Consider the following 14,973-nt stretch of genomic DNA (forward strand, 5'->3'; position numbering starts at 1 on the left):
AGCGCCGCCATGCGCGTCGAGGGTGACATGGTAAAAGACGGGGTAAAAATAGCAGCCGACCTGCTGGCCCATTATGATGTCCATGCCCGGCGCCTGCCCTGGCGCGCGCTGCCCGGCGCCAATGCGGCCGACGCCTATCGGGTCTGGCTGTCCGAAGTCATGCTGCAACAGACGACGGTGGCGGCGGTCGGCCCCTATTTCGCGAAATTCACGGCGCGCTGGCCCAGCGTAGAGGCGCTGGCGGCGGCGGACGATGCCGATCTGATGGCGGCCTGGGCGGGGCTTGGCTATTATGCCCGCGCCCGCAATCTGCTGGCCTGCGCGCGTGCGGTGGTGCGCGATCATGGCGGGCATTTCCCCGATACGGAGGAGGGACTGCGCGCCCTGCCGGGGGTGGGTGCCTATACCGCCGCTGCGGTCGCGGCGATCGCCTTTGGGCGGCGCGCGGTAGTGGTGGACGCCAATGTCGAGCGGGTGGTGGCGCGGCTGTTTGCCATCGATACGCCTTTGCCAGCGGCCCGCCCGGCGATCCGCGCGGCAGCGGATGCGATCACGCCCGATGCGCGGGCGGGGGATTTTGCGCAGGCGATGATGGACCTGGGCGCGACCATCTGCACGTCGCGCAATCCGGCGTGCGGCATCTGCCCCTTGCGGGACGATTGTGCGGCAGTGCGCACGGCTGACCCCGCCGCCTATCCGGTCAAGGCGGACAAGAAGACGCGACCCCATCGTAACGGTCATGGCTGGTGGATCGAGCGGGCGGACGGTCATGTCTGGCTGGTGCGCCGTCCGGACAAGGGGCTGCTGGGCGGAATGCGGGCGCTGCCTAGTTCCGACTGGAGCGCCGATCCCGACGCCGCGCCACCCTTTGCCGGGGACTGGCGGACGCTTGCCGAGCCGGTTGCCCATGTCTTTACCCATTTCTCACTGGCGCTGACCGTCCATACCACCCATGTGGAGCAGGATCATGTCCCGTCTGACGAGGGCGAATGGTGGCCGGTCGAACGCATTGCCGATGCGGGCCTGCCCACTTTATTCGCCCGCGCGGCGCAGGCGGTGTTGAAGGAGAAGGATGCGGATGCACGGCACTGACCCCCGGCTCGATGACCCGCCCGGCTTTGTCGGCGGCACGCTCGATCGTGTCGACCATATCCGCTCGAACCCTGCATTGCTGGCGGAGACATTTGCCGATCCGGCAGCGCGCGTGCTGGTGCTGGATGGTCTGGAGCCGGTCGAGGTCGATGGCGCGCTGGTGCTGGAGCCGATCGATGGCGGCGCGCTGGTCGAGGATCATGTGCTGCTGGGCGTCGATCCGGCGGGACGGCCGATCTTTGCTGAATTGCTGGTCGAATTGACGAGCGGTTCGGGGGCGACGCCCCGTAGCCGGGCATTGGCGGGGCAAGTGTCAGCGCAGGAACTGGCGCTTTACGGGACAGCGCGCAGTTTGCTGCATTGGCACGTGCGCCACCGCTTCTGCGCGGTGTGCGGCGGGCGGACTGCGCCGGTCAAGGCAGGCTGGGCGCGCCAGTGCGGGGCGTGTCAGGCGGAGCATTTTCCACGCGTGGACCCGGTGTCGATCATGCTGGCGGAATATGAGGGCAAGGTGCTGCTGGGCCGCCAGCATGCCTGGCCACCGGGACGCTATTCGGCGCTCGCGGGCTTTATCGAGCCGGGCGAGACGATCGAGGAAGCGGTAGCGCGCGAATTGTTCGAGGAAGCGGGCATTCGCGTCCATGACGTGCGCTATGTGATGAGCCAGCCCTGGCCCTTCCCATCGTCGTTGATGATCGCCTGCGTCGCGCAGGCAGCGGGCGACGCGCTGACGCTGGACCCGACCGAGATTGAGGACGCTTTCTGGTGCGATGCCGATGGCGTGCGCGCAGCGATGGCCGGGGAGCCGGAAGCGCCCTTCATCGCGCCGCCACGCATGGCGGTGGCATGGCACTTGCTCGACCATTGGCTGGCGGGCGTTGCCCCGCGCGAGCCAAGCGCGTAAGGCCGACCCATTGTTTTTTCGTTTCGGGAATAGCTTGCCTCCATGCTCAGCCTAGAAGAAGCCCAGTCGCGCGCGCAGGATCTGGTGAGCGCCGCGCGCAAGGCGGGGGCGGACGCAGCCGACGCCATCTATGCCTGCAATGCCTCCACCAACATATCGGTGCGGCTTGGCGCGCTGGAGGATATCGAGCGGTCGGAGGGCGAGGAGATCGGCCTGCGCGTGTTCATCGGCAACCGGTCGGCCAGCATTTCCGCGTCTGACATGAACCCCGCAACGCTCGGCACGCTGGTCGACCGGGCGGTGGCGATGGCGCGCGAAGCGCCCGAAGATCCTTATGCAGGCCTTGCCTCGCAAGACCGGCTGATGAAGAAGCGCCTGCCCGCGCTGGACCTGACCGACAGCGAGGAGCCGGAACCCGCTGCGCTGCGCGAACGCGCGATGATGGCGGAGGACGCGGCGCGCGCCGTGCCGGGCATCACCAACAGCGAGGGCGGCGGCGCGTCGAGCGGGCGTAGCCAGATTGCGCTGGCGACCAGCCATGGTTTTGCGGGCGCCTATGGCGCAACCAGCCATTCGACCTGGGCCAGCGTCCTGGCGGGCAGCGGATCGGACATGCAGCGCGACTATGCCAGTCACAGCGCGCGTCATCTGGAAGATCTAGACCAGGCCGAGGCGGTCGGCGTGCGGGCGGGCCAGCGGGCGGTGGCGCGGCTGAATCCGGTCAAGGTCGATAGCGGCGTCATGCCGGTGATTTTCGATCCGCGCATTGGTTCCAGCCTGGTGGGGCATCTGATTGGCGGCATGGTCGGCCCGGCGATTGCGCGGCGATCGAGTTTCCTGCTCGAATCGCTGGGCGAGGCGCTGTTTGACGCGAACGTCACCATCATCGACGATCCTTTGCTGGTGCGCGGGCTGCGATCGCGCCCGTTCGATGGCGAAGGGCTGCCGGTCGAACGGCGCGCGCTGATCGACAAGGGGGTACTGACCGGCTGGCTGATGGACAGTGCGTCGGCACGCCAGTTGGGACAGGAACCGACCGGCCATGCCAGCCGTGGCGGCAGCGGCGCGCCGGGGGTCAGCATCACCAACGTCCATATGGAGCCGGGCAGCATATCCCCCGGCGACCTGATGGCGGACGTGAAGCGCGGCATCTATGTCACCGAACTGATCGGCATGGGCGTCAACGGTGTCACGGGCGATTATAGCCGGGGGGCAGCTGGCTTCCTGATCGAAAATGGCGCGGTGACCAACGCGGTGTCCGAAATCACCATCGCCAGCAATTTGAAGGCGATGTTCCGTTCCCTGATACCCGCCAATGACCTGCATTTCCGCTATGCCATGAATGTGCCGACGCTACGCGTCGACGGGATGACCGTTGCCGGGGGCTGATATCGACCTGCGCGCGATCGTGGGGGCCGTGTCGGATGCGGCCGATCATGCGCTGGCGCTATGGGCGGGTGGCGAAACGCGCGTGCGCCAGTGGGAAAAAGTGCCGGGCCATCCGGTATGCGATGCCGATCTGGAAGTCGACGGCCTGCTGCGCGCCTCGCTCGGCGCGATCGATCCGGGGGCGGGATGGCTGTCGGAAGAGACGGCCGATACCGTGCATCGACTGGGCGTGTCCCGCGTGTGGGTGGTCGATCCGATCGACGGCACGCGCGACTATCTGCGCGGACGACGCGGCTGGGCGGTGTCGGTCGCGCTGGTCGAGGATGGCGCGGTGCGGCTGGGGATATTGGCCGCGCCTGCCCGCAACGAATATTGGATCGCGCAGGCCGGGCATGGGGCGACCCGCAATGGGAGGACGCTGCGCGCGGGATCCCGCACGCTTCTCACCGGCGCGCGGGTGCCAGCCGAACAATTGCCGCGTAACGACAATGATCTGGTGATGGTCGAAAAGCCCAACAGCATCGCGCTGCGCATGGCGATGGTTGCCGCCGATGAGGCTGATCTGGTCGCCACGGTGCGCTGGGGCAACGAATGGGACATAGCGGCCGCCGCGATCATCTGTCAGGAGGCCGGCGCGATGGTGACCGATGCGCTCGGCGATCCATTGCTGTTCAACCGGCCCCGGCCAACCGCCTTTGGCCTGCTATGCGCCGCGCCCGGCATCCACGCCGCCGCAACAGAAAGGCTTGCGCCGCGCGCGCGGGAGATATTGGGCGGTTAATTGCAGGCGCTGACCGTTGGCGATGTCATTTTGCCCCGCATAGAGGATGATCGCGCGGTGGACGGAACTGCTCCCCACGAACCAGAGGGCGTGTGACGCGGATCCAACGTCCAATTCAGGGGACGCTTCAGGGCCATCCTGGCGGTCTTGAACGCATTTGCAGGTGGGCAAAAGCCATCGGAAGAATTGGTCTGTGCGAGTCGTTTAACGGGATGTTTAAGACATGGGCGGTAGCCAGTTTCTATCCAGATTATCGGGGACATAGGGCTATCATGTGACGAAAAATCCGTCTGTGGACCTTATTAAAGGGGTGCTGATTCTATTCGTCATGGCAGGGCATGCCATGGAACTGACCCATCAGGCGCATCTGGCGATGTGGGTCGGGGCGGGTTTTCGCATGCCGTTGATGATCGGCATTTCGGGCTATCTGCTCAATCTCGTCCGCACGCGACATGATCCGCCAGAGCGAATTTTTGGTCGCTATGCCAATCGCATTCTGCTGCCATGGATGGTCGCGCTACTCATATATATACTGGTTAGCGGCTGGACAGTGAGTTGGACCCTGCCGATCGAGTTACTGCTGCGTCCGCCGTTTCACCTTTGGTACATACCGGTCCTGTTCTTCCTGATCCTGGTGACGCGACTGGTGCCTTTCTCGCCGCTCCAGTTGCTTGCCGTCGGGACGCCGATCAGCCTGGCGATCATGTATTGTTTTGGACTGGGGCATGGCGCGATCGGCGACAGTCTGTTGTCGCCCGACAATCGTTTCCTGCGCTTTCCTGTCTATTTCTTCTTCGGAATGCTGGTGGCGGAGCGAGGGTTGCCGAGCCGTTATCTGGGGGTGGTATTGCTGACCGGCGCGTTGGGCATGATATGGTGGAGCGCCCTCCAGGGTAGCGACAACGACTTGGCCTTCGTGCCTGCGCGGTTGCTGATGTGCCTGGGGTTGATCGCACTGTTGCCGCGCTTGTCAGCCTTACGCCTGTCGTTTGCGCCCCTCAATGCGCTGGGGCAGGACAGTTTGTTCTTCTATCTGTGGCATCCCCTTGTGATGGCGGTGTTGATGATGGCGGGAGCAGATACTCTCCCCATGTTTGTCCTGTCGCTTCTGCTGCTGGCGGTTGCCAGCAAGTTGACGGCACGCCATGCGCTGGTCCAGCGGTTCGTCGGCAGTAGAGCGGCGATGCGTTCTGCGTCAGCGCCAATCGGGCCGGACACTGTTCCGGCCCGCGCCGCTTAGACTGAGATCAGGCGCGCGTTACTAGAAAGATTCTTACAGCTTGCCATATTTGGCTTCGAAGCCGGCGATGTCGCCTGCGGCGAGATATTTGGCCTGGTCGATCCACTGGTCGCGGACCGGGCGGCCCTTGAAATTGCCGAGTTTGGCGTCGATCGCGGCGAGGTCCGTGTCGGTCCAGGCGGCGATCTGGGCGAAGCGGGTGACGCCGAGTTCGATCAGCAATGTCTTGAGCTTTGGTCCCACGCCCTTGAGGCGGAGCAGATCGTCGTCGGCTTCCGGTGCGGCCGTGGCGGCGGGTGAGACCGGCATGGGTTCCGGCGCTGGTTCGGGGGCAGTCGCGATCGGGGCTATAGGTGCTGTCGGCGCGGCCACGGGTTCGACCGGCGCGGCGATGGGGGGCGCGGGTGTCGGCTCTACCAGAGCGGCAGGCGGGGTCTGGGCGGGCGGCGTGGGTGCGATGTCTTGCGGGGCGTCCTGCGCCTTATCCTTGCCGGACAGCAGAAAGACGAGGCCGATGATCACCAGCAGCCCGATCAACAGCCACAGGCCATAGTCCATGAAAAATTCCTGCATCGCGCGCTGCCTTTCGTGATTATGCCGTGCCTATGTAAATAGGTGTCGCCCCGTACGGCAAGGCTTCATGCCTGTTCGCGGGCGACTTCGCGCCAGCCGATGTCGCGGCGGCAAAAGCCGGTGGGGAAGTCGATGGCGTCGACTGCGGCGTAAGCTGCCGCCTGCGCCGCGCCGACCGTATCGCCGGTGGCGGTCACATTGAGGACGCGGCCGCCATTGGCGACCAGCGTGCCGTTCTGATCGGCGGTTCCAGCGTGGAACACCAGTGCGCCGCCAGCCTGCGCCGCGTCGATGCCGCTGATCGCGCCGCCCTTTTCCGGGGTGCCCGGATAGCCCTTGGCAGCCATGACGATGGTGAGAGCGGTGCGATCGGCCAGCGCGACTGGTCCCTGGCTGGCCAGCGTACCCTGGGCGACGCTGAGCAGCAGGTCGACCAGATCGCCGTCGAAGCGCATCATCAGCACCTGACATTCGGGATCGCCGAAGCGGGCATTATATTCGATCAGTTTCGGCCCCTGATCGGTCAGCATCAGCCCGGCATAGAGCACGCCTGAGTAGGGCATGCCCTCGGCGGCCAAGGTGGCGACGGTCGGCCTGATGATCGTTTCGATCACCTGGGCTTCGAGTTCCGGGGTCAGGACGCGCGCCGGGCTGTAGGCGCCCATGCCCCCGGTATTCGGGCCGGTGTCGCCATCGCCCACCCGCTTGTGATCCTGCGCAGAGCCGAAGGGCAGGATGGCGGTGCCGTCGGTCAGCGCGAAGAAGCTGGCTTCCTCGCCGGTCATGAACTCTTCCAGCACCACTTCCTCGCCCGCCGCGCCGAACGCGCCGGAGAACATGGTGTCGAGCGCGTCCAGCGCTTCATCGCGCGTTTCGGCGATGATCACGCCCTTGCCCGCGGCGAGGCCATCGGCCTTTATCACCACCGGCAGCGCGAAATCGTCCAGCGCGGCAATCGCGCCATCCTTGGACGTGACGCGGACATAGGCGGCAGTCGGAATGTTCGCGCGTTTGCACAGATCCTTGGTAAAGCCCTTTGACCCTTCGAGTTGCGCAGCCTTCTTGCCGGGGCCGAATACCGGCACGCCCATGGTGCGCAGATTATCGGCGAGGCCATCGACCAGCGGCGCTTCCGGGCCGATCACGACCAGCCCGATCGAATGGCGAGTGCAGAAATCCAGCACGGCGCGGTGATCGGTCGCGGCAAGGTCGACCAATGTCGCGTGCTGGGCTATGCCGGGGTTGCCCGGCGCGGCATAGAGCGTATCGAGCCGGGGCGATTGCGCCAGCTTCCACGCCAGCGCATGTTCGCGGCCGCCGCCGCCAAGCAAAAGGATGTTCATGTCGCCCATGTCCCCGGAATATGATGCCTATGACAGTTCGGGCCGCCTGTTAGCGGAGGAACGGGCGGGCGACAACGCGCCGCCGCTGTCCGTCAGCGAATTGTCGGGGATGCTCAAGCGCACGGTGGAGGATCGTTTCGGCCATGTGCGGCTGCGCGGCGAGATTTCCGGGTTCAAGCGGGCGGCGTCCGGGCATCTCTATCTGGCGTTGAAAGACGATAATGCGGTGCTGGACGGGGTGATGTGGAAGGGCGGGGCGCAACGGCTGGCCTTTGCGCCACAGGATGGGGTGGAGGTGATCGCCACCGGCAAGCTGACCACCTATCCCGGCCGGTCGAAATATCAGATCGTGATCGATCGGATGGAGTTGGCGGGCGAAGGCGCGCTGATGGCGCTGCTGGAGAAGCTGAAAGCGAAACTCGCGGGCGAAGGGCTGTTTGCGGCGGAGCGCAAGCGGCGGCTGCCCTTCCTGCCGCGCACGATTGGCGTTGTGACATCGCCCACGGGCGCCGTCATTCGCGATATTTTGCACCGGCTGGCGGATCGCTGCCCGACCGATGTGCTGGTCTGGCCGGTGCTGGTGCAAGGGCAGGGGGCTGCCGAACAGATTGCGCGTGCGGTGCGCGGATTCAGCGCGATGGAAGCGGGCGGGCGGCTGCCGCGGCCCGATCTGGTGATCGTGGCGCGCGGCGGCGGATCGATCGAGGATCTGTGGAGCTTCAACGAGGAAATCGTCGTGCGCGCGGTCGCCGACTGTTCTATTCCGATCATTTCCGCGGTCGGGCATGAAACCGACACCACGCTGTGTGACTATGCCGCCGACATGCGCGCGCCCACGCCGACGGCGGCGGCGGAACTGGCGGTGCCGGTACGGGCGGACCTGCTGGCGATGCTGGGCGAGATGGGCTTGCGTGCCGGGCGCGCGGTACGGCGCGGGGCGGGGCAGGCCAGGGAAAGGCTGGAAATGCAGGCGCGGCTGATGCCGACGCCCGATATGCTGCTCGCCCCGCAGCGGCAACGGCTGGACCAGCTGTCCGACGCGCTGGGCAGCGGCTTGCGCCACCGGATTGCGGATGCGCGCGCGCAACTGGGGCAAGCAGGCGGGGCGCTGCGACCGGCGCTGCTTCAGCAATATCTCCAGCGGGCGAGCGAGCGGCTGGACCGTTTGCGGCCACGCCCTGACTATCTGGCGCGCGTCTATCGCGACCGGGCGACGGCGCTTGACCGGGTGTCGCGCCATTTCGCCTCGCTTGATCCCGACCTGCCGCTGGCGCGGGGCTATGCGCGGGTGATGGCCGACGGGCGGCTGGTTCAGTCGGTCGCAGCGGCGCAGGCCGCAGGCGCGGTGACGCTGCATTTCCGGGACGGGACGGTCGATGCGACGGTCGGGGATAGCGGGGCATCGCTTGAGAAGCCCGCCCCAGCCGCTATATCTGCTCCACCACGCCCGACGCGCAAACCGCGCGGGGTGGAAGAGCCGCAGAAGGATCTGTTTTCGTGAAGCGCCAGAAGGTCTGACCCATGTTGATGTCCAACAGCGATCGTGTCGCCCGGCTCCATTATATGGCCTATAGTTTCCGCGTGCTGCAGGCGGGCGATCATGTGCTGTGCGCAGTGACCGGCCAGAAGATTGCGCTTGAGGATCTGCGCTATTGGAGCATCGCGCGGCAGGAACCCTATGCCGATGCGGAAGCCTCTGCGCGGGCCGAAATCAAGGCGAATAGCGGCCGATGAGGCACTGGGCGGCGGTACTGCTGATTGCGCTGGCGGGCGTTTCCGCACCTGCCGCACCCTTGCCCGACCGCGCCGACTTCACGATCAAGGGGGCGGCGACGCAGGGTGGCGTGCTGCTGGGCACTGCCCCTGCGGGCACGGTGGCGTTGACGTTGGATGGCAAGCTGGTCCCGGTCGATGGCGATGGCCGTTTTCTGATCGCGTTCGATCGCGACGCCGGGCCGACCGGGCAACTGACCGCCCGCTTGGCCGATGGCCGCACGCTTGACCACCCGATTGCCATCGCTCCGCGTGCATGGCGGATCGAGCGGATCAATGCGCCGATGCGGCCCACCAAAAGCAGCGAGGCGTTTCTGGCGCTGCGCAAGCCGGAACTGGAACAGATCGCCGCTGCGCGGGCAGTGGTGACTGACGCCACGGGTTGGCGGCAGCGGTTCGTCTGGCCGCGAGTGGGGCGTATATCGGGCCTGTTCGGGTCGCAGCGCATCTATCAGGGGACGGCTGGCGCCTATCATGGCGGGGTCGACGTGGCCGGGGCGACCGGTGCGCCGGTCGTGGCCCCGGCCGACGGCGTGGTGATACTGGCCGCCGACAAGCCTTTCACGCTGGAAGGCAATTTGCTGATGATCGACCACGGCCATGGCCTGAACAGCGCGTTCCTGCATCTGTCGCGCGTTGATGTGAAGCTTGGCGATCATGTATCGCAGGGACAGCGTATCGGTGCGATCGGCGCGACGGGGCGGGCTACCGGCCCGCACCTTCATTGGGGAATGAAGTGGAATGACGCGCGGATCGATCCGCTCTTGCTCGCCGGGCCGATGCCCAGCGGGCAATAGCCTCGTCAGCTTATCCGCTTCATCCTTACGGCGCGACCGCCATCGACCTTGCCCATGAAACTGCCCATGGCGGCGCGTTTCAGTTCGATCGACTGGCCGACCTTGGGATCACGCGCGGTCATCGCTTCGGTCGTGATCCATTGCGCGCCGTCGTCCAGCCCGATCTGCCATTTGCCATAGCCCAGGCTGCGGACCGATGCGATCACCGCCTGGATATGGGTGACGCCTTCCTCGGCTGGCGCATCTTCCTTGTCGTCGCCACCGCCAAGGAAGGGCAATTTGGGGAAGGAGAAGCCGAACAGGGTCTTGCGCGTCTTGTTCAGTTCGCCCTTGTCCAGCACCACCACTTCATCGCGCTGCGCCGCAGCATCCATTGCGCCGACCTGCCGGTCGAAACAGGCAAGCCGTTCCGAATCAATTGTGATCGTCCGGCATTTCAAAAGGTCATTGAAAATTTCGGGTCGGGGCTGTTGCCGTTGCGGCGCAGCGGAAGATTGGGCCGCGATACAGAGCGGGACCAGCAAAAACAGTGCGCGCAAGCCCGCCATAATCGTCTCTCCATCGCGTCGGACACTTTGTTCCTCTACAATGCACCCGCCAGAGGCAAGGTCAATATGCGCCTGCGAACGCCATCCAAGCAGGAGCAACGCCACAATAGGGCTGCCTTGTTTGGTCGCGCGGCATGATTGCTGCATGGCGTAGGACCGTCGTGCAACTATATTGCTAACCACCTGTAAAACAGTCATGCCACGTTCATGTTGCATTTATGATACAGGGGCGTTCAAAAGCGGTGAATGCCCTTTTCCCCGGCTTTACAGCGCCGTTCGCCCCGCGCAGTTTCCCCCTATCCATATGGGGGGATCGCTGTCGGGCACCATGTCCCCCTGTAGGTGCATTAGAGTGGCAGGCCATCTGCCAACCTCCAGAGCAAGGGACTGGACCGTGAAGACATTTTCCAAAAGGGCACTTTTGCGTGCCAGCGTCGCACCCGCGATTCTGGGCGCGTCGCTGATCGCGACCGCCGCCATCGCGCAGGACGCGCCGCAGGCTGCCGATGCCGAAATGGGCGACACCATCATCGTTACCGGGTCGCTGATCAAGAACCCCAATCTGGCGCGTTCGACCCCGGTTACGGCGACCACCGCCGACCAGATCGAACTGAAGCAGAACAACACCGCTGAAGAAATTCTGCGTGAAATTCCGGGTATCGTTCCCAGCATCGGTTCGGCCGTCAACAACGGCAATGGCGGCGCTTCGTTCGTCAACCTGCGCGGCCTGGGTTCCAACCGCAATATCGTCCTGATCGACGGCAACCGTCTGGTGCCTGCCGAACTGAACGGCCGTTTCGACCTTAACAACATCCCGCTGGCACTGATCGACCGCGTCGATGTGCTGACCGGCGGCGCTTCCACCACTTATGGTGCGGACGCCATTTCGGGTGTCGTCAACTTCGTGACCAAGTCCGACTTTGCCGGTCTGGAAGCGAATATCGCCAACCAGCTGACCGAAGAAGCCGATGGTCATTATGTCCGCGCCGACGTGACGCTGGGCGCCAATTTCGATGATGGCCGCGGTAACGTGGTTTTCTCGGTTGGCTATCAGCAGTCCGACCCGGTCTATCAGGGCGATCGTCCGTTCTCGAATGTCTCGATCGATTCCTTCACCGGCCTTGGCGGCGGTTCGGGCACGTCGACCCCGTCGCGTTTCACCAACGTCAACACGACCGGCGCCGATTCGATCACGACCGGTTGCGGCCTCGATGGACAGCCAGCCTGTAACGCCGTGCAGGGCAACCGTCAGGTGACGGCCGCTGGTGGCGCTTTCCGCGGCACCTCTGCGTTCGATGCTTATAACTTCAACCCGTTCAACATCTTCCAGACGCCGTTTGAACGCTTCAACATGTACGGCGCGGGCCGCTACGAAGTCAGCGACGCGGTAGAAGTCTATTCGCGGGGCATCTTTTCGAAGAACACCGTCAGCACGATCATCGCGCCGTCGGGTGCCTTCGGCATTTCGGTTGTGGTTCCGCTCAGCAACCCCTATCTGTCGGCTGCCCAGCGTAATGCCTTCTGCGCCTTCGACACCACGCCTGGCGTTGGCTACACCGCCCGCTTCTCGGCGGCTGAATGCGCCGCCGCGGCGACCGCGACCAGCCCGACCGACCCGAACTATCGCACCGTCACGACGACCTTGTCGCGTCGTGCGACCGAACTGGGTCCGCGTATTTCCGACTTCACCACCACCTTCTTCGATTATCGCATCGGCGCGCGCGGTGGCATCACCGACTCGATCGACTGGGATCTGTCGGGTGGCTACGGTGAATCGGAGAACGTCCAGACCCAGCAGGGCTACTGGCTGAACTCGCGCGTCCGTCAGGCGCTTCTCGCGACCAACACCGCGACCTGCCTGACCGACACCAATGGCTGCGTCCCGCTCAACGTGTTCGGTCCCGATGGTTCGATCACGGCTGCGCAGAATGCCTATCTGACGGCCAACAGCCAGGTCACCACCAAGACCTCGCTGGCGCAGGTCAAGGGCACGGTCAGCGGTGACTTTGGCGTCGCTTCGCCCTTCGGCACCGACAGCCTGGCGTTCGCTCTGGGTGGCGAATATCGCAAATATGGCGCCAGTCAGGAATCCGATCTGCTGTCGCAGTCGGGCGATCTGGGCGGCGCCGGTGGTGCGGCACCGAACATCGACGGCGGCTATGACGTCTATGAAGCCTATGGCGAAGTCATTCTGCCGCTGGTGCAGGACAAGCCCTTCTTCCAGGATCTGACTGTGGAAGCGGGCATCCGCTAATCCGACTATTCGGTCGATGGCGGTTCGGGTTACAACACGACCACATGGAAGGTGGCCGGCAACTGGACGCCGGTTGACGGCATCAAGTTCCGCGGCAACTATTCGCGTGCCGTTCGTGCGCCGAACATCGCCGAACTGTTTGCTCCGGTGAACACCACGCTGACCAACCTGGACAGCGATCCCTGCGCCGGCGCCGCGCCGACCCAGAATGCCAACCTGGCGGCTGTCTGTATCGCCCAGGGCGCAACGGCAGCCCAGCTCGGCTCGATCATCAATGATCCGGCTGGCCAGGTGAACTCCACCGGTGGCGGTAACCTCGCCCTCGGCCCGGAAAAGTCGAACAGCTGGGGTCTGGGCGTGTCGCTCCAGCCAGCAGCCCTGCCGGGCTTCAGCCTGACGGTCGATTATTACAACATCAAGATCACGGGTGCGATCACCAACCCGACACCTGATGACGTGATTTCGGCTTGCTTCGACAACATCACCGCCGCCAGCGCTTCGGACCCGGCCTGCACCGGCATCCGCCGCGATCCGGGCACAGGCGCTCTGTTTGGTGAAGCAGCTGTCGTCGGCGGTCTGCCGCAGACGCTGTCGAACCTGGGCAAGCTGGCCACGGACGGCATCGACGTTCAGCTGAACTATCAGAAGGATGTCGGTTTCGCGAAGTGGGCGCTGAGCGCCAACGGCAACTGGACCAACAGCTCGACGTTCCAGGCGACCCCGACGTCGCTCAACCGCGAATGCGTTGGTCTCTACAGCGTCAACTGCGCCTCGATCCAGCCGGAATTCTCTTGGTCGGTGCGCAACACCCTCTCGTTTGACTCGGTCGATCTGTCGCTGCTGTGGCGCTATATCGACGGCGTGAAATATGAGGATGGCGATGCCTTCGTCGGCACGCTGAACGGCAAGGAAGTCGATTTCAACCGTATCCCGGCTGAACATTATTTCGACCTGACCAGCCGCTTCCACGTCTCTGACGAAGTCACGCTGACCATGACCGTGCAGAACCTGCTGGACAACCAGCCCAAGGTGGTTGGCAACTCGATCGGTTCGACCAGCTACAACAGCGGTAACGTCTATCCGTCGACCTACGACGCGCTGGGCCGCCGCTACACGGTCGCTGCCAAGCTGCGCTTCTGATCTTTCGATCAGTCAAGATAAGGAAAGGGGGCCGGTGGCGACACCGGCCCCCTTTTTCATGGGCGAAAGTCAGGCGGGCGAGTTAGGCGATCAATGATCGGGGCAGGTGCAGCGCAATGCCCGCATTGTCGGCCATCACCGTCGCCCAATGGACCACCTTGGCAATCTCGTCGGCATGCGCCTCCAGACCGCGCTGGGCAGCCTCGGCGCGCTGGCCGGGCGTGAAGGCCGCGCCATTTTTGGCGTCGCGGGCAAAGACCGGACCGCTTGCGATTGCGCGAACCCTCGCATCGTCCAGTTGCAGCCCGAACAGCCGCGCCAACGCAGCGAGGCTCTCGGTCGGCCTTGCGACCAGCGTTTCGCTGTCCAGCGTGGCGACCCGCGCTCCCAGTTGATCGCACAGAGTGTGGAACTGATGCTGCTGCGCCAGCCAGCCGACGGCGGCGACCTGAATATCGGTCAGTCCCAGATAGTCTGACGGGGCGATGCCCAGAGGGGCGATCATCCCTTCGCGCGCCAGCTTCTGGAACAGATCGCGCACCCACAGCCGCCCCCACATCCCTTTGCGCGCGATCGAGGCGAGATAGGGTTCGAGCGGGGCATGGAGCAGGAGGGCGCGCGCATCGGGGCGCAAGCTCATGATCGCGGGGATCAGCGGATTGATGACGTTGGAGGGCTTGACGACCACGGCCTCGCCCGGCGCAAAGGGGCGGGCCAGCAGGTGCAGGCTTGCGTCCAGCACGCGGGCAACCTCCGGCCCCTTTGCGCCGCGATGTCGCCAGCCGATCAGGTCATTGAGCAGCACCGGTTCCTTCAGACCCATCGCGACGCCCGGAATATCCATCGCGCCGGCCAGCAAGGTCGAACAGCAATAGGCCGAATGAAACAGGAAATGGATCGGCGCACGAGGCGGTACCTGCTCCATGGCGTCGCTCAGCCGCAGCACGAGCGGTGCGTCGGTCGCGCCCAGATACTCGTCGGTCAGGAAGGGGATATCGCCATGCCGCGCGCGTGGCACAAAGCGCATATGGACTGCGCCATGCCCCGGATCGTAGCGATGGGCCAGCCATTGGGCGTCGCGCACGATGTCGCGGATCGCAGGATCGGGGGAGCTCATGACGACCAGCCTTCGCATGGCT

Annotated in this window: 12 protein-coding genes and 1 pseudogene; 9 read left to right on the top strand and 4 right to left on the bottom strand. The window is 64.7% G+C overall.

Annotated features, from left to right (window positions below):
* The first annotated feature begins 9 nt into the window (after positions 1–9).
* The 5 genes from SX1_RS13690 to SX1_RS22670 all read left to right on the top strand — a co-directional run bounded on the left by SX1_RS13690 (position 10) and on the right by SX1_RS22670 (position 5,406).
* Positions 10–1,092, top strand: coding sequence for an A/G-specific adenine glycosylase (locus tag SX1_RS13690; protein WP_019053450.1), 1,083 nt, complete (start codon positions 10–12; stop codon positions 1,090–1,092).
* The gene (gene nudC / locus SX1_RS13695) at positions 1,079–1,996 is read left to right on the top strand and encodes an NAD(+) diphosphatase (protein WP_026149767.1); all 918 of its coding nucleotides are present in this window, start codon (positions 1,079–1,081) and stop codon (positions 1,994–1,996) included. The genes SX1_RS13690 and nudC overlap by 14 nt, the downstream gene beginning before the upstream one ends.
* Before the next feature lie 42 nt (positions 1,997–2,038).
* Positions 2,039–3,385 carry a TldD/PmbA family protein gene (locus tag SX1_RS13700; RefSeq protein WP_019053452.1) on the top strand — a complete coding sequence of 449 codons (1,347 nt, stop codon included), beginning with the start codon at positions 2,039–2,041 and terminating at the stop codon, positions 3,383–3,385.
* On the top strand, positions 3,372–4,166 hold the full coding sequence (locus tag SX1_RS13705) for a 3'(2'),5'-bisphosphate nucleotidase CysQ (RefSeq protein ID WP_017182949.1): 795 nt from the start codon (positions 3,372–3,374) through the stop codon (positions 4,164–4,166). Before SX1_RS13700 ends, SX1_RS13705 begins: the two co-directional genes overlap by 14 nt.
* 274 nt (positions 4,167–4,440) lie before the next feature.
* On the top strand, positions 4,441–5,406 hold the full coding sequence (locus SX1_RS22670; RefSeq protein WP_255209762.1) for an acyltransferase family protein: 966 nt from the start codon (positions 4,441–4,443) through the stop codon (positions 5,404–5,406).
* 33 nt (positions 5,407–5,439) lie between these two features.
* Here the strand turns inward: SX1_RS22670 and SX1_RS13715 are convergent, their stop codons facing one another.
* The gene (locus tag SX1_RS13715; protein WP_019053454.1) at positions 5,440–5,979 is read right to left on the bottom strand and encodes a helix-hairpin-helix domain-containing protein; all 540 of its coding nucleotides are present in this window, start codon (positions 5,977–5,979) and stop codon (positions 5,440–5,442) included.
* A gap of 65 nt (positions 5,980–6,044) precedes the next feature.
* Positions 6,045–7,322: a phosphoribosylamine--glycine ligase gene (gene purD / locus SX1_RS13720; RefSeq protein ID WP_019053455.1), complete on the bottom strand. Its 1,278-nt coding sequence runs from the start codon at positions 7,320–7,322 to the stop codon at positions 6,045–6,047.
* Positions 7,323–7,329: 7 nt separating this feature from the next.
* On the opposite strand from purD, the gene xseA reads away from it, so the two are divergent.
* From xseA to SX1_RS13735, 3 genes are read left to right on the top strand one after another with little or no spacing between them, the layout of a single operon-like run.
* Positions 7,330–8,823 carry an exodeoxyribonuclease VII large subunit gene (xseA, locus tag SX1_RS13725; RefSeq protein ID WP_026149768.1) on the top strand — a complete coding sequence of 498 codons (1,494 nt, stop codon included), beginning with the start codon at positions 7,330–7,332 and terminating at the stop codon, positions 8,821–8,823.
* A gap of 20 nt (positions 8,824–8,843) precedes the next feature.
* On the top strand, positions 8,844–9,056 hold the full coding sequence (locus SX1_RS13730; protein WP_019053457.1) for a DUF2093 domain-containing protein: 213 nt from the start codon (positions 8,844–8,846) through the stop codon (positions 9,054–9,056).
* The gene (locus SX1_RS13735; RefSeq protein WP_019053458.1) at positions 9,053–9,892 is read left to right on the top strand and encodes a M23 family metallopeptidase; all 840 of its coding nucleotides are present in this window, start codon (positions 9,053–9,055) and stop codon (positions 9,890–9,892) included. The genes SX1_RS13730 and SX1_RS13735 overlap by 4 nt, the downstream gene beginning before the upstream one ends.
* Before the next feature lie 5 nt (positions 9,893–9,897).
* On the opposite strand, the gene SX1_RS13740 is transcribed toward SX1_RS13735, so the two are convergent.
* Positions 9,898–10,440 carry a hypothetical protein gene (locus SX1_RS13740; protein WP_017182956.1) on the bottom strand — a complete coding sequence of 181 codons (543 nt, stop codon included), beginning with the start codon at positions 10,438–10,440 and terminating at the stop codon, positions 9,898–9,900.
* A 394-nt stretch (positions 10,441–10,834) separates the two neighbouring features.
* Here SX1_RS13740 and SX1_RS22675 point away from each other — a divergent pair.
* Positions 10,835–13,834: pseudogene (locus SX1_RS22675) on the top strand (TonB-dependent receptor domain-containing protein).
* Positions 13,835–13,916: 82 nt separating this feature from the next.
* Here SX1_RS22675 and SX1_RS13750 read toward each other — a convergent pair.
* Positions 13,917–14,951 carry a hypothetical protein gene (locus SX1_RS13750; protein ID WP_019053461.1) on the bottom strand — a complete coding sequence of 345 codons (1,035 nt, stop codon included), beginning with the start codon at positions 14,949–14,951 and terminating at the stop codon, positions 13,917–13,919.
* Positions 14,952–14,973: the final 22 nt, after the last annotated feature.

This window comes from Sphingobium xenophagum NBRC 107872 (assembly GCF_000367345.1).
Lineage (GTDB): Bacteria > Pseudomonadota > Alphaproteobacteria > Sphingomonadales > Sphingomonadaceae > Sphingobium > Sphingobium xenophagum.

What these genes read in the sequence shown, in the direction of transcription:
- SX1_RS13690 (WP_019053450.1), top strand. Translation starts at nt 10, where the DNA reads ATGCGCGTCGAGGGTGACATGGTAAAAGACGGGGTAAAAATAGCAGCC.
- SX1_RS13700 (WP_019053452.1), top strand. Translation starts at nt 2,039, where the DNA reads ATGCTCAGCCTAGAAGAAGCCCAGTCGCGCGCGCAGGATCTGGTGAGC.
- SX1_RS13730 (WP_019053457.1), top strand. Translation starts at nt 8,844, where the DNA reads ATGTTGATGTCCAACAGCGATCGTGTCGCCCGGCTCCATTATATGGCC.
- SX1_RS13735 (WP_019053458.1), top strand. Translation starts at nt 9,053, where the DNA reads ATGAGGCACTGGGCGGCGGTACTGCTGATTGCGCTGGCGGGCGTTTCC.
- nudC (WP_026149767.1), top strand. Translation starts at nt 1,079, where the DNA reads ATGCACGGCACTGACCCCCGGCTCGATGACCCGCCCGGCTTTGTCGGC.
- SX1_RS13715 (WP_019053454.1), bottom strand. Translation starts at nt 5,979, where the DNA reads ATGCAGGAATTTTTCATGGACTATGGCCTGTGGCTGTTGATCGGGCTG.
- SX1_RS13740 (WP_017182956.1), bottom strand. Translation starts at nt 10,440, where the DNA reads ATGGCGGGCTTGCGCGCACTGTTTTTGCTGGTCCCGCTCTGTATCGCG.
- purD (WP_019053455.1), bottom strand. Translation starts at nt 7,322, where the DNA reads ATGAACATCCTTTTGCTTGGCGGCGGCGGCCGCGAACATGCGCTGGCG.
- xseA (WP_026149768.1), top strand. Translation starts at nt 7,330, where the DNA reads ATGTCCCCGGAATATGATGCCTATGACAGTTCGGGCCGCCTGTTAGCG.
- SX1_RS13750 (WP_019053461.1), bottom strand. Translation starts at nt 14,951, where the DNA reads ATGAGCTCCCCCGATCCTGCGATCCGCGACATCGTGCGCGACGCCCAA.